We start from the raw sequence: 20060 nt of genomic DNA on the forward strand, positions 1-20060 counted from the left end.
CTATCAGGCGGAGATATTCCGGTTGATCCAGGCAAAGCTTGTACTTCAAGGGAAATGAGATCCAAAGTTTGACCTGTACAAATGCGAAAGGGGCTTAAGTCATGCTTCTTGGCTGCGAGATTGAGAGGTGGCCTGGGAAATCTGGACATTGAGATGAGTGGATTTTCTGCCTGACGGCGGCCAGGATGGCCGCGTGACAGGAGTAGAAATGAGCAAACGACCACGCCGGAATCACAGCCCGGCTTTCAAGGCGAAGGTAGCATTGGCTGCCGTGAAGGGGGAGAAGACGCTGGCCGAGTTGGCGCAGCAGTTTGACGTGCACCCAAACCAGATCACGACGTGGCGTAGCCAGTTGCTGGAGGGCGCGGCCGGGGTATTTGATTCGGACAATGCGTCGGCAACGGCCGAGCCGGCGATTGACATGAAGACGCTGCACGCCAAGATCGGCGAGTTGACGCTGGCGAACGATTTTTTGGCCGGCGCGCTCGGGAAGGCCGGTCTGTTGCCGAGCGCAAAGCGATGATCGATCGTTCGCACAGTTTGCCGTTGGCGCGGCAGGCGCGGGAACTGGGGATCAGCCGGGGCAGCGTCTATTACCTGCCCAGACCGGTTTCGGAGGCTGATCTGGCGATCATGCGGCGCATCGACGAGTTGCACCTGGAATTTCCGTTCGCAGGCAGTCGCATGCTGCGCGATCTACTGCGGCAGGAAGGCATGAAGATCGGCCGCCAGCATGTAGCTACGCTGATGAAGAAGATGGCGATCGAGGCGATTTACCGCCGCCCGAACACTTCAAAGCCGACGCCGGGGCACAAGGTATATCCCTATTTGCTGCGCAAGCTGGCGATCGTACGGCCCAATCAGGTATGGGCGACCGACATCAGTTACATTCCGATGGCGAAGGGGTTCGTCTATCTCGTGGCTATCGTCGACTGGTTCAGCCGCAAGGTCCTGGCCTGGCGGGTGTCGATCACGATGGAAGCCGACTTCTGTGTCGAGGCACTGGAGGAAGCTCTGGCGCGCTTCGGCAAACCGGAGATCTTGAACACCGATCAGGGCAGCCAATTTACGAGCATGGCCTTCACCAGCGTGTTGCTCCGCGAAGAAATCGCCATCAGCATGGACGGTCGGGGCGCATGGCGCGACAATGTGATGGTCGAGCGCCTGTGGCGCTCGGTGAAATACGAAGAGGTTTATCTGCACGCCTACGGCGGGGTCAGCGAAGCCCGATCATCGATCGGTCGGTATCTGAGCTTCTACAATAGTAGGAGGCCGCATTCGAGCCTTGCTGCCAAGACGCCGGACCAGACCTATTTTGACAACCTGCCCATGTTGATGGCAGCTTGAATTTGGCCGCCGATATGGGGCGTCACTCTGGTCGGCTACGCCCTCCCGACATGACGCCCCATATCGGCAGTTCGATGAAATCGGCAGACGATCCACTTAACCGTTGCAGATCCCTGTTCAAATCAACCCGGCCACCTCTATTGCGCGATACTGCTGCCTTCTTCTTCACTAAGTGCGGCGCGCCCTCTAGTTGAACGAACGACCGCTCCAGCCAGTTTGCCGCCGGGAAGCGGACTTGCCGGATCGTCCAACCTTTCGGACGTGGAGAAGCCGACAATCGCACGTTGGCCTATGTCCGCTTACCGGGAATGAAAAAGCGATCGGGAAGGACCACAAAGGGTCGACTATCGACCCACCTGATTAGCGCCACTTAAAACGGGAACGCCCGGCCCTGGGGCTTTCCTGCCATACCCAATCGGTATGTCGAACGACAGGTCTTGTCCGAAGCCGACATTTAGAGCTTGTTCGATCGGCATGGCAGAGCGCAGAAAGTTGGGCCGATTGCAGAATGACCGATCTCGGTATGGCGCCCGCATATAGCTGCCGGCCACGCCAGATTAGTGTTGCGAAATGCCAAGGACACGTCAGTTCGCTGCTCGGACACCGCTGTCCCACGTTCAGTGTGCATCGAGATAGCCCATCGGTTCAAAACGATCCTCGATACTATAGAGGAACACCTGCCCGGTCGGCGCAACGTCCTTGCTGGCATAGGAGCTTGGAATTCGACACACGACTTCGAGATTATCAAGGTCCAGCGCCCCTAGGGCCAGCGCGAGAGATTGGGCTTTGGAGCCAATGGCCAGGCCGACGATAGCGCGGGTTGGATCCTTCGAACAGAAATCATGGACATGTCCGAGTACGCCGATCATGTCGTTAATCTTGAAGTCCGCGCGGACGAGGGTCGGCTGATTGGTCAGATCCTCATAAGCCGCCTTCTCGCTCCCAGTCAGTTTGTCGGGCGCAACCCCATCTTCGATGAACACGACGCTCAACCGCGCTGGCTCATATCGGTCGATAAAAGGGAGGGAGTAACCAATCTCGCCGCCGAGGATGACGACGAGATCGCGCACCGGCGAAAAGGTATTCGCTGATTCCAGAAAAGGGATCTGGATGGAAGTCCATTCGCCCTCTGACACAATCGAGAGCGGTCCCCCGCCGCTGGCGTCGCCGGTCAGATCATAGTGACCGGCTGCATAAAGACAGTCGAGGCGACAGAGATAGTCCTCGTTGAATCCTAGGCCGCACAGGAAGCTGACGTAGGATTTAGGAAGACAAGTGATGTCGAGTAGTATCCTGAGGGGGCGCTTATGGCGCACGAACTGGTCGCGCACCATGGCTTGCAAGCTCGCGATGTTGGCGTCGAGTTCAGTCGAGCGACCGAGCATCAACAGTTGATTGTTGGGACAGAGCTCCTGCAAGATGGCGAGATTGGCGTCCTTGGCATCGTCTGTTGCGGGCTTCGACGAAGCGAAGCGCACGAAGACCGTCGGATAGTTGGTGCCACCGATCGTTTGCAAAGAAGTGGGATTGCGCGATTCCCAGCTCACGGCGCAAATAACGAGATCATAGATCGCCGTCATCGCCGTATTAGCGGTCACCTGGCTCTGCCTGACAAGAAAACGGCCTATCGACAAGGGCTCAGACATCATCAACCCCGATCGAAAGGTCGAGATCAAGCTGCCCCCCGCTGCCCCCGCCTAAACGCGCGGCCATGCGCTGACCCCATGCGGCAGAATCGATCTGGTTGTTCCGGTCCAAGAGTTGGGCGAGATCATCGACCTGGATCGCCACTGTCTCATATGCACCGCGGTGCGAAAACCTATAGTGAGGCGCGAAGCGATGATGCAGGCGAAACTTAATATTGCGCGCCTCGCCTTCGGAAGGCTTCACCCCGGCCCCGAGCTGGATCGCCGACGTGCGAATGTAGCCGGCGAGTTCAGCCTGCCGGATCACGTTCCAGACGATATCCTCGTTCGCTTGACGCTCGGGGTTTGAGCGTGCCTTTGTCCGATCGGGAAAGCGGACCGTAAAAACCCCGCGCTCCGCTCGGCCGAGGGTCGTTGGATCATGCCAATTGCTTTGCAGGTTGGCAGTGAAATAGCCGAGGCCGTCGATGAACTTGGTGACGATGCTCGCATCTAGTTCCGATCGATTGCTGATCCCACTCAAATAGGAGGTGCTGGCATTGTATATGCCGCGCTCCTGCATCCAAGCCGCTACTTCGGTCCGGGAAGCTGCAAAGCGATCAAGCGCGTCGACCGTTTCCCGGTTGATGTTGTGGCGATGACAATAGGCGTCGAAGATTTCGCCGACGATCTCGAGAAAGTCCCGCACCGAGCCGTCTGCAAGCTGAGCGATCATCGGCACTCCGCCATAAGCAAGGCGTTTGAACCCGAGGCGTGAGGCGAAATGAAGAAGGGCGGCCGCCTGCTTGCGCCGCAGCCAAGCGATTTTCGCGCCATCCTCGAATATATCCAATCCGCTCAGCAGGCGTCGTTCATCCGCCGGTCCGAACTCGGACTTGAACGCGTCCTCACCATCCTCCGAAAGAAGGAGGACATAGGTCTGATAATAAGGCAGGTCCTTCGTTCGCGGCGGATAGGCGCGACGGTAGCTTTTGAAACGGCTGCGCAGCGCGGCGCGCAGGCTTGTCGCAACCACCGCAAGCCTTTTTGCGTAAGGGCTTTCAGACTCGTCGATAATCGCTGCAAACAGGTCATTGATGTCGCGGCTGCCCAATTTGATATCGAGCGGGAAGAATTGCTCAATGCGGCCTTCATAGGCTTTTTTCGCCTCCTCGCTGACGGCGAAATAGAGGCGAAGGCTGAGAACTGCCTGACAAAGCGCCTTGAACTCCTCGGCGGTTCGCAGGTCGAGACGGACAATCTTGCGATCATGGTCGGTGAGCGGCTGCTGCTCGATGAAGGTCTCTGACGTGTCGAAGAAGGAGCCGACCGAACTGACAACCCACGATATCGGGTGATTGCTGATCCGGACGAGGGTGTTGAGGCTGCGCTGCTGGATGGGACTCAACACTTCGCAATCATCCAAACAGAACTTGAATCCAATCTCTGCGTTGGCGGACCCTGGCATCTGGATGACAGCCGTGATCTTTTCGGTCACGAATTTGAGGATTTCCCCTGCGTCGCGCGGTGGCAGACGATCGCCGAGCTCCTTCACTGTGCCGCGACCGCATGCCTGGTTCATTTCCCGGACTATCGTGCGGCAGAGCTGAGCGAGCGTGAGGAAGGTTGACGGGCGCTGACCGAAATCGACAAGTCGAGGAAACTCACCTGTCACGGTGTCGACGATCTTGAGCTCTTCGATTGGACGATAGAGGAGGGCCCCGGCCACACGCAGGTCGTGGCAGGCTGTCAAGCACCGTTCAAGACAGACCAGTTCGACCGCAAGCGAGAAGAAACGATGCAATTCGAAGTCGGGATTTGGAGAATCAGGGTAGATCGTTTCCCAAGCCGAGTGGGACAGTGAGGCGCTGATGTGGTCAGGAAATTTCACATAGACGCCGATGTGATCGAAATCGGTGAGCTTGTGCTGAAGTTGAAGCGAAGGATTCCTCATGAGATCCTCCCAGCAGATGCTCCTCAGCAACGTGGTCTTTCCACTTCCGCGGCTCCCGCGGACATAGACTGACTTTTCCTGGGTCAACCTATCGGCGGCCGGAGGAAACCAAATCAGGTGGTGCCCCCGGCGCTGATGTTCCCATCGGGTCGGGCGAAACGGATTAAGGTCGCCTGCTTTCATAGCCTCGACCTCACCAACCAATGTTCGCGTCCGAGTTCATGATGTTCGATGGTCACCAGCTGATCAGCGGTTAAAAGTTCCAGGGCTTCCTCGGTGGCGTCGGCCGCGTGGGTTGCGCCAGCCTTCTGGGCGCAGCTCATCATGTCGCCCCAGAAGCAGCTCTGTTCTGCGATGATCTGTTGATAGATGGCCACGACCACTGCGTTAGGCGGGCGCCTACGTCCCGCCCCGATCGGAATGACCTGTCGTTGCATGGCCGCGAACACACCGGATTCGGCGAAGCGCCATGGTTCTATGTAGCAGCTCAGAGGCAAGCCAGCCGGGGTGAAGACGATCTCGACAACGTTGAAGCCTTCCGACGCCTCTGGCGCGGATATGCACACGAGAGGAGCGCCTGCAGAAGTCTGGATAATTTCCACCGGGTCCTCGTGGATATGACCGTGCAGGTAAAGGACCGGCCTTCCCAATTTACTAAGTTCGCTGCGGATCGCGCCCGAATTGACGAGCTCGGTGTAGGGGGCCAGCCTGGGCAGCCTTTGCGGCAAGATATTATGGTGAGCGCAAGCGATGATTAGCGACCCGCCAGGTAATTTCGAGGCGCCTTCGACAAGACCTTGGACCGTATTTTTGCTGAAGGCGGGCGTGTCAAGCTGGCGATCATAATACGACCGCGTCGCCTTCTCATCGACACCTTTCGTCAAAGCGGAGTTAATAGCCTTCACGATCTCGTCGCGAAACTCCTCCGGGATATATTCTGGCGAGCCGCATCCCCAGCAGCTATTGAGAAGCGCGACATCGATCCGGCATGGTCCTTTTTGATGGTCGAGCCAGATGGGCTTGTCGACCGGGAGCAGCGGAAGGCCGGCGTTCGTCATGGCCTGCTGAAGAGGGGTGAACTTCGTCGTATAACTGGGCTTGGCGGCAAGCACGCGATCGATATCGTGATTACCCGGCACGATGCCGACCTTCAGAGCCTCAAAGCGGCGTCCCTTGCCGAGCTGCAACGCTTCCGCGAGGTAACGCACACAGGCCCTGAAACCGTTGAGATCGCCTTGTTCGGCGAGATCGCCCATGAACAGGAGGAAGGCAAAGTCGTCCTGCTCAAGAAACTGATGAAGCCGCCTAAAAACAGTTTTTATTGGCCCGCCAGCCATCCGGTTCCGCAGTTCCAGCGGAAACCGGCGGTCCTTTTCGTCAAGCTTCAGCCCCAATTTTGCCGTCCGTGCGAGATGAACATCGCCGACCTGCAATATTCTCAAGCGCGGTAGCATTGGTCAGTGGCATCCTCTCCTGATCTGACATAATCGGTAGGCGTTCGTTAGCTGCAATCCCTATGATGGCACTTCGCGCGCCAAGTCCATCAAAATGTCATTAGAAAATACGAGACTCGAATTGATAAGCCTAAGCGCATTTTCGGCAGCCAGAACCCAAAATTTCTGTGTATGACTACAGCTTAAAAACTGCGCCACATTCGAAGCCATTTCGGTGCGACCATTCGCGCTCGCGGAACGAGCTCCGCTTGAGCCCCTAATAATTTGCCAGCGAACACCCTCGTCACAAGTCCCTCCAAGTCCTTTCAGCTTCGATAAGTAATTTTTGCAGAGCGACAAATGACGGGATACGGGCCTTCACAGGCGGCTGGAATGACTGAACTGAGTCGTAATGCCGCCGGTCTGGTCAATGAAGCGGGGATGGCAGATTTCGGGACAGGGCAGACGTTTCGCGCTGGTCTTGGAACGGCATGGTTGGTCGCGAGCTGCTGGAACCGGACGGTCTGCACCCAGGGACCGAGATTTGGTCGCTGAGGGTCTCATAAGGGTCGGCTGCGGCGGAAATGCGCCAATATCGTCATTGTGGCAGCCGCGACGTTTAGCTGAAAGCTGCCGTCTATCAATGCGGCGATTGCGGGTCGAATGCCCATTAGTCGATCAGGACAAATGAGTTGCATCGCGCCGCCGCATCGCTAACGAAGGGCCTCATAAAAGATCAATTGTGCTAAGAATGCTCTTTCTGGGACAAAAAATACATGTCGCAGCTGCGCCTCTTCATCCAGCCACCCGCTCGCAACATCGCGTCAGTCAATGCAGACGATGCCCTCATTCTTCTAGGTGATAACTGGAACGACTATAGCTACCGCACCCTTTATACGCTGTATTACAAGCACAAGGGCACCATCCATCAGGTCGGCAGGCTCAAAATCCTTAAAGAGGGGCAGCGGGAAGGTAATATACCGCTGCCGGTCGGGCAGGCAAAGGTTTTGCAATTCAAGAAACATGTCGTCTCGCTTGGCACCTCTATCGACTATTATATCCGCCTGATCGAGCTCGGGCTCCTTGATAAAGTACGGGGGCTGTTCAATGATCTTTCTTCGCATCCCGAACTGCGCGACGCCTTCGCCAAGGAACCGGGCCTCGCAATCTCACTTTACCGCGATCACAATCGACCCGATGATTTCTACGACGAGATCGGGCGGACGGTAGCTGCTGGCGGAGCGCCACCGGGCGACGATGAGTTCACCCTCGCGTTCACGCCGATGGGTTCCAACGAGCCGATAACCTTCAATCTAGGCGGAACAGAAGCGCAGGTGGGGTTGCGCGAGCCCCAGCCGTCTCGGCGCGCGGGCATCATCATCGGACCGAACGGGGTTGGAAAGACACACCTGCTCGCGCGCATCGCCCGCGTAGCGTATGCACCACCCGCCGAGCGTGAGCAGCTGGCGTCCGTGGAGGGAGCCATCGCCGATGGTCCGGGTTTCCCCAATATCTTGGCAGTCTCCTACAGCTCGTTCGATAATTTTGTTCCGCCTATGCTCGAGGGCGACGATCCCGAAGAGCGTCGCGCCGATTTCATCGCTGGCCGTGGACGATACGTTTATCTCGGTATCCGCGATCCAGCGGCGCTGATCGAAGGCAGTGACGTGACGCCACGGCTGGTCACCCAAGTAGAAATGGCGGACACATTCGCCAGCCACATTGCGCGTATCCGCGAGCTCGACCGGTTCAAGACGTTCGCCGAAGTCATGCGGCCGGTGCTGGAGGAAGTATCGGTCCGCGCCTATGCTGGCATTCCACCGCATGACGCACCGGAGGAAGAAGAGGATTTCTGGGGGCTGGACGAAATCCGCGTCGAGCAGCTCAACCGCTGGATCGGCCAAGATCCCGCCGCCGCCTTTCTGAAGTTGTCGAGCGGGCACAAGATCGTCCTGCACCAATTGGCGGGTATGACCGCTCTGCTCCAGCGACACGGCCTCGTGCTGATAGACGAACCAGAAACTCATTTGCATCCGCCTTTGCTCGCCGCCTTGATGTCGGCAATCCGCCGCTTACTGTCTCACCAGCGAGCCTATGCCTTGGTCGCCACCCATTCGCCGGTCGTCGTACAGGAAGCGCTGGCGGACCAAGTGGTCATTCTCGCAGGGCGGGAGCCGACCATCTCCAAGCCCCCGTCGATCGAGACCTATGGCGAGAATGTCGGCGCGCTGAGCCGCGAGGTCTTCGGTTTCTATCCGACCGCCGGGGATTACCGGAATGTGCTCGACCGTATGGTCACTACCTATGAGACCGTCGAAGGGGTGGAGGAAGCGCTAGGGTCCCGCTTGTCCTCGCAGGCGCTCGCCCATGTCATGGCCACAATCGTGCGGCGGGCGAAAGAAGACAAGGTCCACGACTGATGTATACGCTGCGTTATCCGCACAAAAAGGTCGGCGACCCCTTCAACGTGCTCAAGAGCGGGTTGAGCTCAGCGGTGCCTAGGGCGATGGAGGATAAGCTCCGTCCGCTATATCTCAGCTATTTCATGGGTGCGGGCGCCGGCTGCAACATCACGGCGGACAAGCCCTTTCGGGTCAAATATGGTGCGAAACTGCGCGCTGCGTACAAGAAGACATATGAGGGCAAGCAACTCTACTGGTTGCGCACCGAATTGCTAGCAGTTGCCGGCAATCGCTGTCCAAGCTGTGGCGGCGCGCGTCCCGTGACGCTGGATCACCATCTGGCGCAGACGCCGTTTCCTGAGTTCGCGATCTTCCCGCTCAACCTTGTTGCGATGTGTGGCCCATGCAACCAACACAAGTCGGCGTCGACTGGCAAAACGATCGCCACTGCTTTCATTCATCCTTATATCGACCAGATTCCCACGGTCTCCTTCTTTGCCCCGACCGTGACGCGAGCAAACGGTAGCTACACCGTCAGTTTCACGTTCACGCCTGCAGCGATTCCCGATGCCATGCTCGCTGGTCGTATGGAGCGTCAGTTAAAGCGGGTCGACTTCAACAAGGCACTGCTCCCCGAGGTCGGTGAATTGCTCAACGAACTGGCACTTCGGATCGAGCGCGAAATCGTCCAGCCCAATGGCGGTGTCATCGACCAGCCGCTGATCGAGGCATATCTCCATGCAAATGCTGACCGGATCGAAGAACAGCATCGCGTGGGATTCTGGCAGGCGATCATGTCGCGCGCGCTCGCGAACGAAGCCGGGTTCTGTTCGGGCGGATATCGCGATCTACTAGCACGGTCGCCGACTTGAAAAAGATCGGAAGCCTGAGGGGCTTGCGCCTTCCGCTGGAAGCAAAGCGCCAGGACGCTGCGACAGCGCTCCATCACCGTTGTTGAATAGCGTTTCGGCCTCTCAGCTTCTGTTATTGCGGATTTCAATCTGCAGGGTGCCAGTCCGGATCGGCCATTGGTAAGCTCCGAGGGCCGACAAGCGGACGGTCGGCACCTGGGTATCGAAAATCGAGCGCTGAACGGCCGGGAAGGGTCGGATTTTACGAAGGACACTTGCCCCTCTCTTAATCCAATGGGTGGAAATAAACGCCCCAGCCTACTAAAATGGCTCGAACTTCACGGCGGCTCACTGACGATTGCAGTTTTCCAAGCCGCACCGCTCCGACCCCATTTGCCAAACAATATAAAATCAATGTCGGAATCCGGTCAGTGCCCAAAACTGACTCGAATTGATTGAACGCTTTACGGACCTCGCGCTCTCCATCAAAAAATCAGCTATGCGATTGCCTTGTGCGCGTAGCCTCCCAATCTATACGTGTATGGCCAGCCTGTTCCCCGACCTGTTTGAGACCCCGAAAATCCCGGGCTTGTCCTATCGGGAAGACCTTATCTCCCGCGATGAAGAGTTGAGGCTGATCGACGGGATCGACGCATCCGCGCTCGAGCCGTTTCGTTTCCAGGGTTGGCTCGGCAAGCGCCTGACCAGTTCCTTCGGCTGGCGCTATGACTTCGACGACGCACGCTTCGGACCTACAGATCCCATGCCGGATTGGCTGCTACCGGTGCGTGCAAAAGCCGCTGCCTTTGCCGACCTTGAGCCCGCCAGCCTAGCCCAGGCGCTCCTCATCCGCTACGATCTTGATGCCGGCATAGGCTGGCACCGTGATCGCCCGGTCTTCGACCATGTCGTCGGCATTTCGCTGGGCGTGTCGGCCCCCTTGCGTTTTCGGCGGCGCAACGCCAGCGGGTTCGACCGCGTCACCGTTCCGCTCGCGCCGCGTTCGGTCTATCACCTTTATGGCGAAGCGCGGTTCCAATGGGAGCATAGCATAGCCGAAATGGGAGAGACCCGCTGGTCGATCACCTTCCGTACGCTCGCTGAGAAACTGGCGGGCCGGAACATGATCAGATAGCTGCCCACCTTCAATGCTCCATGGTGCCCGCATCAAGAAGCAGGTCCAAGCGCGTCGCAATGTCGAGCCACCGCGCAACGCCGGCGCGATCAGCCGCCAGCGCCAGCGTTCTTACCCTTTCTGTAATAAAGTCGGCGGCGTTCGCGCCATGTTGCCGTTCGACCGCCAACGCTTCGGCCCAGCCTGGATCATGCTCGAGAGAATCGAAGCAATGCAGGATCAGCGCTCAGCAGTACCAAGGCCCAGCGTAGCCATCAGGAATAACTATTCGTCATGGCCTCTTGATATGCGGACTGGGCCGCTGCATCATAAGCTGGCAGGGGGGATTTAGCTGACAGCCCCGCTGTAGGATTATCCTGTCAGGCATAACTGACGCCCCTCTGATTTTTGGGGCGGTCGGAGCGACGGCGCGCCATCGCTTGAGACACACCTAGCGCAATCGCCCCCGGGATTCTCGGGACCGATTCTGTCGGCCTGTTGGCCAAGCTCGCGTGTTACGTCCTCTCCCCATCAATCGATCCCAGACAGATCGCGCGCAACCGCGTCCTATGCCCGACAAGCATCCAGGCGGCGGTCTATCTGTCGCAAAAGACAGCGCATACACGGCGATTCTAAGTGATACCTACAGCACAGAAGCTCCGGGCCTCATCCGCTATTTCAAGCAACGCATGCGGGATGACGAGGACGCCAACGATCTCATGCAGGAAGCATTTGCCAGGCTTGCAGCCCATATGCGTACGAAGATACTCGTTCATCCAGCGTCCTATCTGCAACGCATAGCCCGCAATCTTCTCGTGGATCGAATGCGCAGTGCGAGACGTGCGGCGGCGACCATAGGGCCGACGCTGGATGAACTACCCGAGATCGGCGCTGCCCCGGAACAAAGCTTCGGAATCGAAAGGCAGGATGTTATGCGTCTCTACAAGGCGGCCGTCGATGGTCTCCCTGAGCAGACCCGGCAAGTCTTCCTCATGCATCGGGTGGACAATCTGACCTATCGAGAAATCGGTGAAAAGCTTGGAATCGCTGTACCCACCGTTCAATATCATCTGGGCCGCGCACTGGCGCGTATCGCACAAGCTCTGGACGACTGACATGCTCGATGAACAAGAGAAGCGCTCCGCCTTGCGCGAAGAAGCCGCATCCTGGTTCGCCGCGATGCAGGGTCCAGATGCCCAAAGCCGAGACCAGGAATTCAAGGCATGGCTTGCCGCAGATCCAGACCACCGAATTGCCTACGCGCGGATCGCGGAAGTCTACAGCATGGGAAAGTCGCTGGTGTCGCCGACCAAAGCCGAAGCAGACGCTGCGCCGACGCACCGCCGACATGTGGTGGCTCTTGCGGCGGCGGTCGCTGTGATCCTGCTTTCCTTCTCTGCCATCGTCTGGATGCCAGCTGGCAATGAAGGCCAAAAGAACGGACCCGCAATAGTCGCCGACGCTGGGCAACATACCGCCGCATTCGCAAGCAGGGTCGGGCAGATCCGAAAGGTTCAGCTTGCAGACGGATCAAAGATTACGCTCGACACGAACAGCATCGTGTCGATGCGATTTACGCCAAGTTCAAGGTCGCTCCGCCTGGAGCAGGGCAAGGCCCGGTTCGAAGTGGCCCATGAAAAGAGGCCGTTTACCGTTTCTGTCGGCGACGCCACCGTGACCGCTCACGGAACAGTTTTTGATGTCGGCTTCCGCTCGGACCATATATATTTCGTCCGCCTCCTGCGCGGATCGGTGGACGTCGCGCAAGCCAACCATGTTGTTGGACACGATATTACCAGCAAACCGAAATTGCTGCGCCCCGGGCAGGTGGTCGAAGCTGGGGGATTTGGCGTGCGCGACCTGCCAGCATCCTTCGCTCCGGCAGCAGGGGAAAGCTGGACCTCGAAAATGAGGCAGTTCGATAATGTGAGAGTAGGCGATCTCATCAGTGAGGCAAATCGCTACTCGCATATCCAGATCAGGCAGCCAGTCGCGGAAATTGCTGATCGGCGGGCGTCAGGCACATTTGCGATCGACGAACCTCGAAGGCTGGCCACCAACCTCAGCCTTCTCTTCGGCTTGAAGATCGCGGAGACGCCTGACAGCTCCATAACCCTGACGCCATCCGACACAAATATTTCACAGAGCGGGGCCGAAACCCCATAAATTCAAATTCGGCAACGTGGAGCCTGTCAGAGCATCGAAGAACGATGCGAAGACAAGGGGTCCTCATGCGGAAAATCTCTCACAATCTCGCTAACGCCATCGCAGTTGCCAGTGCAGTCGGCATCGCCACCGCCTCGCCGGTACTGCTAGCGGGCACGCAGCCCGAGCAGACATTTCACATCGAGGCGCAGAAACTTGCCGATGCGTTGCGCGCCTTGGGGACCCAAGTCGGACGCGAAGTCATGTTTCAGCCGGCGCTGGTGGAGGGGCACCTGTCGCCCAAGCTGGACGGCCGCTACTCCCCCGCGCAAGCGCTGCGGCTGCTCCTCAAAGGCACGGGTCTGCGTGCCATTGAGAATGGCAGCAGCTTTGTAATTGTGGCGCGCTCAACCTCCCAGCGATCGCCGGAGGATGGCGACCTCTCATCCGATACCATCCTCGTGACCGGGTCCCGCATCAGGGGTGCCAGTATCGCGGCACCCGTGATCGAAGTATCGCAAAAGGAAATGCGCCGGTCGGGGCAGAATGATCTGGGTGAAGTCATTCGATCCCTGCCACAAAGCTTCAGCGGCGGACAAAACCCCTCAGTCGCACCGGGCAACGTCGGGATCGCAAACCAGAACCTCTCCGGCGGTTCTACGGCAAACCTCCGCGGCCTCGGCGGCGACGCCACGCTGACCCTGCTCAACGGCCACCGTCTCTCTTACGGATCCGCAGTCCAGGCAGTCGATATCAGCGCGATACCTGTTTCGGTCGTGAGCCGCATGGAGGTCATACCCGATGGCGCTTCGGCCATTTATGGATCGGACGCCGTGGGCGGCGTCGTCAACATCATCCTGAAGCGAGACTATGAGGGTTATTCGACCTCGGCGAGATGGGGCGCGGCAACGGACGGCGGCGATGTCGAGCAGCAATATAATACCACTGCCGGTATCCGCTGGAACTCTGGCGGATTCATCGTGGCCTATGACTTCCTGAAGGGCAGCGACATAACCGCGCGCGATCGCAGCTACACCGACTATATGCCGGACGCAGCCACCCTGCTGCCCGAGCGCGAAAATCACAGCGTCATTCTCAGCGGACACCAGGCGATCGGCCCAAATCTCGAATTTGCGGTCGATGCACTTTTCAATCGCCGCGAGATATCCTCAATGCTCGCGCTCGACGCGCGTTCGGGCTATCTCAACACGCCAGTCAACAAGAGCTTCGCGTTGGCCCCATCACTGGCCTGGAGGATCAATCCCGACTGGACGGTGAACTTGAGCGGCCTTTATGGCCGGGACCGCACTGATTACGATCAACGCTATTACTCGAACGGCGCTGTCGCGAGCAGGGCCTATGGTTGTTATTGCAATGTTGCGCGATCGGTAGAGTTGGGCGCGGAAGGCAAGCTTCTTAGTCTGCCGGCGGGAGACGTCCGCCTGGCGATCGGCGGCGGTTACCGATATAATAGTTTCGAGGATACAAACGCATCTGGCAGCCGGTCCAACGGGGGTGGCAGCATCGATAGCAGCTACGCCTTCGGCGAGCTTAACGTCCCCCTCATATCGCCCGAACAAGACTTGAGCTGGGCCTATCGGATTTCGATTAATGGAGCCCTGCGCTACGAGCGCTATCCCGGTATCGACGAAGTCGCCACGCCCAAGCTCGGCCTCATATATGCACCGACCCGCGATTTTGATCTCAAGGCTTCTTGGGGCAAATCGTTCAAGGCGCCCACGCTGTTGCAGCAATATCAGATGCGCTACGTCACCCTGCGCGCGGCGTCCGCCTATGGCGGATCCCAATTCCCAAGCGGCTCAGTCGCCATGATGAGCCAAGGCGGCAATCCCGATCTGAAGCCTGAAAGGGCGGAAACCTGGACGATCACCCTTGGTGCGCATCCTAGCGCGATCCCAGGCCTTCAGTTGGACGCTTCCTATTTCAACATCCGTTACAAAAACCGGATTATCCAGCCCATCTCTGGGGTCAATCAATATTCCGCGTTAAGCAATCCCATCTTCGGGGACTATGTGATCTACGCCCCGGACGCGGCTACGCAGGCTGCTCTCATCGCGTCGACCAACGGGCAGCTGAATAATTACAGCGGAGCGCCCTATGATCCATCGTCCGTCGTCGCCATTGCCTTCAACAATTTCATCAATGGCACTGAGCAGAAAATCCACGGCTTCGATCTGAGCGGGCGGTATAGCCTTCCAATAGGCGCATGGGGCGAACTGAATGTGGGCGGCAACGGGTCTTGGCTTAAATCGACCGAACAGATCAACGAGAACGCTCCGGTTACCCGCCTCGCTGGTATCATCTACAATCCACCCAAATTCCGGGGCCGGTTTAACATAAGCTGGACCAAGGACAGCTTCACGCTGGCAGGCTATGTCAACCATTCGGGGCGGCTGCGCGATACGCGCTCCACAAGTGAGAATGACGTCAAATCGCAAACCACGTTCGATCTGAACGCGCTTCTCACCCTGCCAGCCGACACCCCGCTTGGTGCATGGGATTTTGCACTCAGCGCTCGTAACCTGTTCAATGCCCGGCCACCTTATGCTGCACCAAGCGGGGGCAACAGCTTCTACGTCAACTATGATTCAACCAACTATTCTCCCATCGGTCGCTTCGTAAGCCTGAGCGTCACAAAGCATTGGTGACAATGATGACCAGAGCATTTGCCAGGCCGACTCCTTCCAATCCGTCCGGTGCTGCCAGGGCCCTGATATGCGCCGCCATGCCCTTGTTCATGGCGACGCATGCCATTGCCCAACCCCACAGCAACCCCGTAACGGAGGGAGGGAGCATCCCATGCTCTCTCCCGATCAATTGGACGAATAACCGGGCTTTCAGGGACATCACCGCGGAAGCCCTGATCGGCTTACGCGATTTTGGCGGCGTTTCGTTGGATGGCGCACCAATACAACTGTCCCCGGACGGCGACATGATTGCGCTTCAGCTTCGCCAGGCGAACCCGGCGTCTAACCGCTTCTGCTCGGCGCTCGTCCTGGTTCCAACAGATGGCCGTACCCCAGCGCGTGTGATCGACGACGCGGGCGACATCGAGCGCGCAAGCTTCGACAAATATGGTCTGGTCGGCATACCGCTCGGCATTCCCAAGCCTCCCTTGGTCCGCTGGCATCCTAACGGCCGGTATCTCGCCTATGTCAAACAGCGTAGCGGGAAGGCAGAAATCTGGATCATCAAGCCCGACGGAACAGACCGTCATATGCTCATTCAGTCCGAGGTCGATGTCGAGGCACTGGAATGGTCAGAAACTGGCGACGCGCTCCTATTTCGGAGCCGTCCCGGCCTTGTGGAGGCAAGAGATGAAATCACGCGAGAAGGCCTGAACGGCTTTCGCTATGACGACCGCTTCTGGCCGCTGGGCAGCAATCGGCCCCTGCCCACAAACCAAATTCCATCGGTCGTCCAAGCGCTTGATATTGGCAGCGCTACCGTCCGGCCGGCGAGCCAGGAAGAGATAACGCGAATAGTGTCCCCTGGCGGGGCCCGGCCCGCTGGGGCGAGAGCCCATGCTCGGTTCGATGCCGATCATGTCGCCTGGTCCATCGCCGACGATCCCGCAAAATTTCGACAGCCAGCGCGTCTGCACGTTCGTGTCGGCGCGAGGACATTTGAATGCCTGGCCATTGCTTGCCGGAACGTTACCGACTCCTGGTGGCTGCCTGGCGGCAAGCAGCTGATATTTGCCACGCGCGAAGGCGCATCGGACGAGAAGACCGGGTTTTACCGCTGGATTCCTGGAAGCAGTCGCCCACGCAGGATCCTGCTCACTGACGACGCGCTGTTTGGCTGTGGAGTAGCAGACACACAGCTTATCTGCGCTCGCGAAACCTCCCTTCGGCCCCGACATATTGTCTCGATCAACGTAGCGACCGGCTCCCTCGACACGATTTTCGATCCTAATCCGGAATTCGCGCAATTTCGGCTTGGTAGAGTCCAGCGCCTGGCGTGGAAGAACAGCTTCGGGATAGAGGCTTTTGGCGACCTCGTCCTTCCGGCCGGAGTTAGGCCGGGAACGCGGTTGCCACTGGTTATCGTCCAGTATGAATCACGAGGCTTTCTGCGCGGCGGAACGGCGGACGAATATCCGATACAGCTTCTCGCATCACATGGGTTTGCGGTTCTCAGCTTCAACAAGCCCAAGGCCTATGCGTTGCACGGGCCGCCTGTCACCTATGATGAATATCTTCAGGCGAACCAGAAAGACTGGATAGATCGCCGGAGCATATTGTCCTCGCTTGAGACCATTATCGATCGTCTCGAACAAAGCGGCGTCGTGGATCCGCGCCGGGTGGCGATCACAGGCCAGAGCGATGGCGCCACAACAGCGACCTTCGCGCTGATCCATTCCAACAAGTTCGCCGCCGCAGCCCTGAGCACATGCTGCGAAGATGCGAGCATGATGGTCGGCAACGGCGAAGGATATCAGCGATGGTATGGAAGCTTGGGTTATCCCCTTCCCGGCAGTCGGGCGGATGCCTTCTGGTCGCAATCCTCATTGGCTATGCATGCAGATAAGCGCCCCATCCCTATCCTCATTCAGGCTTCGGAAGAGGAATATCGAATGGCGCTCAACACGTTTGAAGTGCTGCGCGCCAAACGATGGCCCGTTGAGATGTACATATTCCCAGACGAAGGGCATGTGAAATTCCAGCCCGCGCACCGCCTTGCGGTGTATCGCCGTGTGCTCGATTGGTTGCGACGCACCCTGAACGGGTCAGCCGTTAACGGGCGCTTCGCCCCGCCAGCCACGCCTCCGCATCCACGAAAAGCGCGAGACGGCTCATGACCTCCGGACGCAATTTCTCCGGTCTGCTCAGGGCATCGAGGCATGCCGCACGATCCAGAAGACCTTGGGCCGCGAGTTGGCCATCCGCGAGCATGGACCTGATGACGCCGATGTTACGCATGAAGCCCGCTTCGAAAAGCTGGCCGAATGATCCCTTTGTCCGGCGCGCTATGATCTCATCTGGCAACATTCGGCGGAAAGCCTCACGCACGAGCGACCGATCAACGCCTTTGTGCGACCAGCGCCAAACCGGGATGGAAAGGCAATATTCCATAAGTGGTTGGGAGAGTAGCGGATAAATAGTGGGGCGCCCGCCGATGTTGAGAAACTCGGTGAAATGAATGGCCTCCAGCGTCGCCGCGATATGTTGACGCTTTCCCGGACGCCGCTTGCCGCCGCGCTCAATCCACGGATGAACGGGCAAGGCGTCGGCATTCTTCTCGCCTAGAAATCGCACGTCCACCCTGTGGGCAAATGGGCGATGCGCAAAGACCCCATGCCTGATTGAGCGCGCCAATATCTGCCACATGTCGCAGCCGGTCATCCGCGTCAGGTTGGATATGGTTGACCGATATTTCGCGCCGAAGCCGGTATCCAGGAGACAGTCGGTAGCAGGATAGGAAGAATGGATGAAGGCGAAGATATTGTCACCGCCTCCCCCGCTGAAATGGGCGTCCGCTAAGCAGACGTCGGCGACGTCGGCGGAGGCTCTGTCGATTGCCTGCGTAAAGGCGCTCGATAACGGTCTTGGCTTGGCCGAGGCTAGCGATCTACTGTAATCAATGTCATGAACCTTGAGCAATACTTGATGGAGCGGGAAACCGTACATGCCAGCGACCGCCGCCGCATAGCTTCTCTCATCTCCCCTCCCTGTGCCAAAGACGGCATTCAAACAGTTCACATCCGACTCGTGTGCCCTGAGCGACGCAGCAATGACCGAGGAATCCAGACCTCCAGACAGACCCAGTAAAGGGCGAGGAAAGCGCCGCGCCCAGGCGGTAGTTGCATTTTCGATCTCGCGCTTCAGTCGATCCGCAATCGCCTCGACAGGCTTTTCGATCAGATTTGCTTCAATCTGCGGAATCCACCTTGGCTTGCATGTCAGCCTATCAGCCGACCATGTGACGCACAAACCCGGCAAAAGCTCAGACACGCTGTGAAGACAGGTCTCGTTCGTTCGTACCATGGGATTGCGCAGATGCCTTGCCAGGATGGACCAGTCGGGATCGGGCACCCCAGCCTCAACGAACAGCCGATCTGCGTCATGCGCGACGTGAAGCTGACCGATATCCTGGCGATAATAGCATGGGACTTGGCCAGACGGATCTCGGACCAGTTCAACATGTCCAGTCGGGGCATGGTGAAGGACAGCGACATACCGCCCCCAATAGTCCACGAGCAGCGCCTGAATCGGATCCTGCTCCCGTAGAATCTGCGAGAAATCGCTCGGCGACACAATTCGATTTGCGGTCCTGTCGAATAGATTGCCCAATAACAGCAAATGGCGGCCGCGATCGTCGACAGCTTCATAGCGATCAAGGTCGCTGGACAGGCTCTTCAGGGAGACCGGCGTCTCTGCATTCCCCACCCCACTCTCCACGGGACCAGGAAAACTCGAAGCCGCAGGCCGAATGTCGATCGCGAAAGAATAGAAGCTGCTCATTTGATGCCTCTGATCACCGTATAAGGGGCGATGCCCTCCAGCGTGTCGTTCAGCACGATGTCGTCGACCTGAAGCCAGCAATGCGCCGAGAATGGATGAAGCCTCACCCCGACAATCATGTCGGTATCCACGCCATAACACGCCAGAAAATATTTGAGTGCTCGTGTGCGGCTAACGCAGTTCAGCCGGAGCGGCAGCAGCCGCTCCGCGCACGACATGGCCTCAAGCAGATCAACAATCTGGGCCCGGCCAGAAGCGTTCGCCCGCAATTTCCACCAGCGCGCTTCAAGCCCGAACGTGAACAATGCTTTCGGGCGATATATCTGCTTGAAACGCGTGGCGAGCAAAATAGCCATCGCCCGCACCAGGGTTTGCCGGCGGACCGAGACGTCCGGCAGAAGAGGCGCATCACGCGCTGGCAACTGAATATTTGGCAACGCCAGGCCTGTTGCGTCCGCAACGTCGGTGACCAATATCCCGGCGTCTATGAAATAGCGCAAAGCCGGTTTCGCCTCGGGGCCATGATCCTCGATGAGGCAATCTGAAAAGGCGGCGGTCTTTGCAGGACTGAGAGCAAAATAGCGATCGGCCGTGAGATCGAGGAAGACGGCCTGCCCTTCGGTCACACAATAGGCAAGGCCCGGCCGCAGCATGACCAGCATGGGGCAAAGCTCCCGTAAAATTCTTGAATATGACCCGGC

General features: G+C 58.2%; 14 protein-coding genes. 8 read left to right on the forward strand and 6 right to left on the reverse strand.

From position 1 onward, the window contains the following. Positions 1-208: 208 nt before the first annotated feature. Positions 209-1347 (forward strand): IS3 family transposase gene (locus HHL08_RS21750; protein WP_169575060.1). Its coding sequence is split into 2 segments (ribosomal slippage): positions 209-476 and positions 476-1347, totalling 1140 coding nucleotides; the frame shifts between segments, so codons are not numbered across the junction. A 617-nt stretch (positions 1348-1964) separates the two neighbouring features. Here HHL08_RS21750 and HHL08_RS21755 read toward each other — a convergent pair. Genes HHL08_RS21755 through HHL08_RS21765 form a run of 3 tightly spaced genes read right to left on the reverse strand, consistent with a single transcriptional unit; the run spans position 1965 to position 6359 of the window. Beyond that, positions 1965-2945 (reverse strand): hypothetical protein, encoded by a 981-nt coding sequence (locus tag HHL08_RS21755; protein ID WP_169575061.1) that lies wholly within the window; start codon positions 2943-2945, stop codon positions 1965-1967. 40 nt (positions 2946-2985) lie between these two features. Further along, entirely contained in the window at positions 2986-5109 is a 2124-nt protein-coding gene (locus tag HHL08_RS21760) for an ORC-CDC6 family AAA ATPase (protein ID WP_422633769.1), read from the reverse strand. Beyond that, complete coding sequence (locus HHL08_RS21765; protein ID WP_169575063.1) at positions 5106-6359, reverse strand: metallophosphoesterase family protein; 1254 nt, start codon at positions 6357-6359, stop codon at positions 5106-5108. The genes HHL08_RS21760 and HHL08_RS21765 overlap by 4 nt, the downstream gene beginning before the upstream one ends. Positions 6360-7135: 776 nt before the next feature. Here HHL08_RS21765 and HHL08_RS21770 point away from each other — a divergent pair. The 3 genes from HHL08_RS21770 to HHL08_RS21780 all read left to right on the forward strand — a co-directional run bounded on the left by HHL08_RS21770 (position 7136) and on the right by HHL08_RS21780 (position 10747). Continuing rightward, positions 7136-8779: an AAA family ATPase gene (locus HHL08_RS21770; RefSeq protein WP_169575064.1), complete on the forward strand. Its 1644-nt coding sequence runs from the start codon at positions 7136-7138 to the stop codon at positions 8777-8779. Further along, on the forward strand, positions 8779-9633 hold the full coding sequence (locus HHL08_RS21775; protein ID WP_235955222.1) for an HNH endonuclease: 855 nt from the start codon (positions 8779-8781) through the stop codon (positions 9631-9633). Before HHL08_RS21770 ends, HHL08_RS21775 begins: the two co-directional genes overlap by 1 nt. 520 nt (positions 9634-10153) lie before the next feature. Further along, positions 10154-10747: an alpha-ketoglutarate-dependent dioxygenase AlkB gene (locus tag HHL08_RS21780; protein ID WP_169575065.1), complete on the forward strand. Its 594-nt coding sequence runs from the start codon at positions 10154-10156 to the stop codon at positions 10745-10747. Positions 10748-10757: 10 nt separating this feature from the next. On the opposite strand, the gene HHL08_RS21785 is transcribed toward HHL08_RS21780, so the two are convergent. After that, the gene (locus tag HHL08_RS21785; RefSeq protein WP_235955223.1) at positions 10758-10916 is read right to left on the reverse strand and encodes a DUF6961 family protein; all 159 of its coding nucleotides are present in this window, start codon (positions 10914-10916) and stop codon (positions 10758-10760) included. Positions 10917-11295: 379 nt separating this feature from the next. Here HHL08_RS21785 and HHL08_RS21790 point away from each other — a divergent pair, with 379 nt between their 5' ends. The 4 genes from HHL08_RS21790 (at position 11296) to HHL08_RS21805 (ending at position 17696) form a co-directional block, all read left to right on the forward strand. After that, positions 11296-11841: an RNA polymerase sigma factor gene (locus tag HHL08_RS21790; RefSeq protein WP_169575066.1), complete on the forward strand. Its 546-nt coding sequence runs from the start codon at positions 11296-11298 to the stop codon at positions 11839-11841. A gap of 1 nt (position 11842) precedes the next feature. Beyond that, entirely contained in the window at positions 11843-12892 is a 1050-nt protein-coding gene (locus tag HHL08_RS21795) for a FecR family protein (RefSeq protein ID WP_169575067.1), read from the forward strand. A 242-nt stretch (positions 12893-13134) separates the two neighbouring features. After that, positions 13135-15540, forward strand: a complete 2406-nt coding sequence (locus HHL08_RS21800) for a TonB-dependent receptor (protein ID WP_268932749.1) — start codon at positions 13135-13137, stop codon at positions 15538-15540. Between the two features lie 89 nt (positions 15541-15629). Then, a complete protein-coding gene (locus HHL08_RS21805; RefSeq protein ID WP_169575069.1) occupies positions 15630-17696 on the forward strand; it encodes an Atxe2 family lasso peptide isopeptidase in 2067 nt (688 codons plus the stop codon). On the opposite strand, the gene HHL08_RS21810 is transcribed toward HHL08_RS21805, so the two are convergent. Together HHL08_RS21810 and HHL08_RS21815 are read right to left on the reverse strand one after the other, a co-directional pair. Beyond that, complete coding sequence (locus HHL08_RS21810) at positions 17632-19359, reverse strand: asparagine synthase-related protein (RefSeq protein WP_169575070.1); 1728 nt, start codon at positions 19357-19359, stop codon at positions 17632-17634. The genes HHL08_RS21805 and HHL08_RS21810 overlap by 65 nt on opposite strands. Beyond that, positions 19356-20021, reverse strand: coding sequence for a lasso peptide biosynthesis B2 protein (locus tag HHL08_RS21815; RefSeq protein WP_169575071.1), 666 nt, complete (start codon positions 20019-20021; stop codon positions 19356-19358). The genes HHL08_RS21810 and HHL08_RS21815 overlap by 4 nt, the downstream gene beginning before the upstream one ends. Between the last annotated feature and the right edge of the window lie 39 nt (positions 20022-20060).

It is taken from the genome of Sphingobium psychrophilum (genome assembly GCF_012927105.1).
Classification (GTDB): Bacteria; Pseudomonadota; Alphaproteobacteria; order Sphingomonadales; family Sphingomonadaceae; genus Sphingobium; species Sphingobium psychrophilum.

What these genes read in the sequence shown, in the direction of transcription:
- HHL08_RS21790 (WP_169575066.1), top strand. Translation starts at nt 11,296, where the DNA reads ATGCCCGACAAGCATCCAGGCGGCGGTCTATCTGTCGCAAAAGACAGC.
- HHL08_RS21800 (WP_268932749.1), top strand. Translation starts at nt 13,135, where the DNA reads ATGTTTCAGCCGGCGCTGGTGGAGGGGCACCTGTCGCCCAAGCTGGAC.
- HHL08_RS21805 (WP_169575069.1), top strand. Translation starts at nt 15,630, where the DNA reads ATGGCGACGCATGCCATTGCCCAACCCCACAGCAACCCCGTAACGGAG.
- HHL08_RS21760 (WP_422633769.1), bottom strand. Translation starts at nt 5,109, where the DNA reads ATGAAAGCAGGCGACCTTAATCCGTTTCGCCCGACCCGATGGGAACAT.
- HHL08_RS21770 (WP_169575064.1), top strand. Translation starts at nt 7,136, where the DNA reads ATGTCGCAGCTGCGCCTCTTCATCCAGCCACCCGCTCGCAACATCGCG.
- HHL08_RS21775 (WP_235955222.1), top strand. Translation starts at nt 8,779, where the DNA reads ATGTATACGCTGCGTTATCCGCACAAAAAGGTCGGCGACCCCTTCAAC.
- HHL08_RS21795 (WP_169575067.1), top strand. Translation starts at nt 11,843, where the DNA reads ATGCTCGATGAACAAGAGAAGCGCTCCGCCTTGCGCGAAGAAGCCGCA.
- HHL08_RS21810 (WP_169575070.1), bottom strand. Translation starts at nt 19,359, where the DNA reads ATGAGCAGCTTCTATTCTTTCGCGATCGACATTCGGCCTGCGGCTTCG.
- HHL08_RS21815 (WP_169575071.1), bottom strand. Translation starts at nt 20,021, where the DNA reads ATGCTGGTCATGCTGCGGCCGGGCCTTGCCTATTGTGTGACCGAAGGG.
- HHL08_RS21780 (WP_169575065.1), top strand. Translation starts at nt 10,154, where the DNA reads ATGGCCAGCCTGTTCCCCGACCTGTTTGAGACCCCGAAAATCCCGGGC.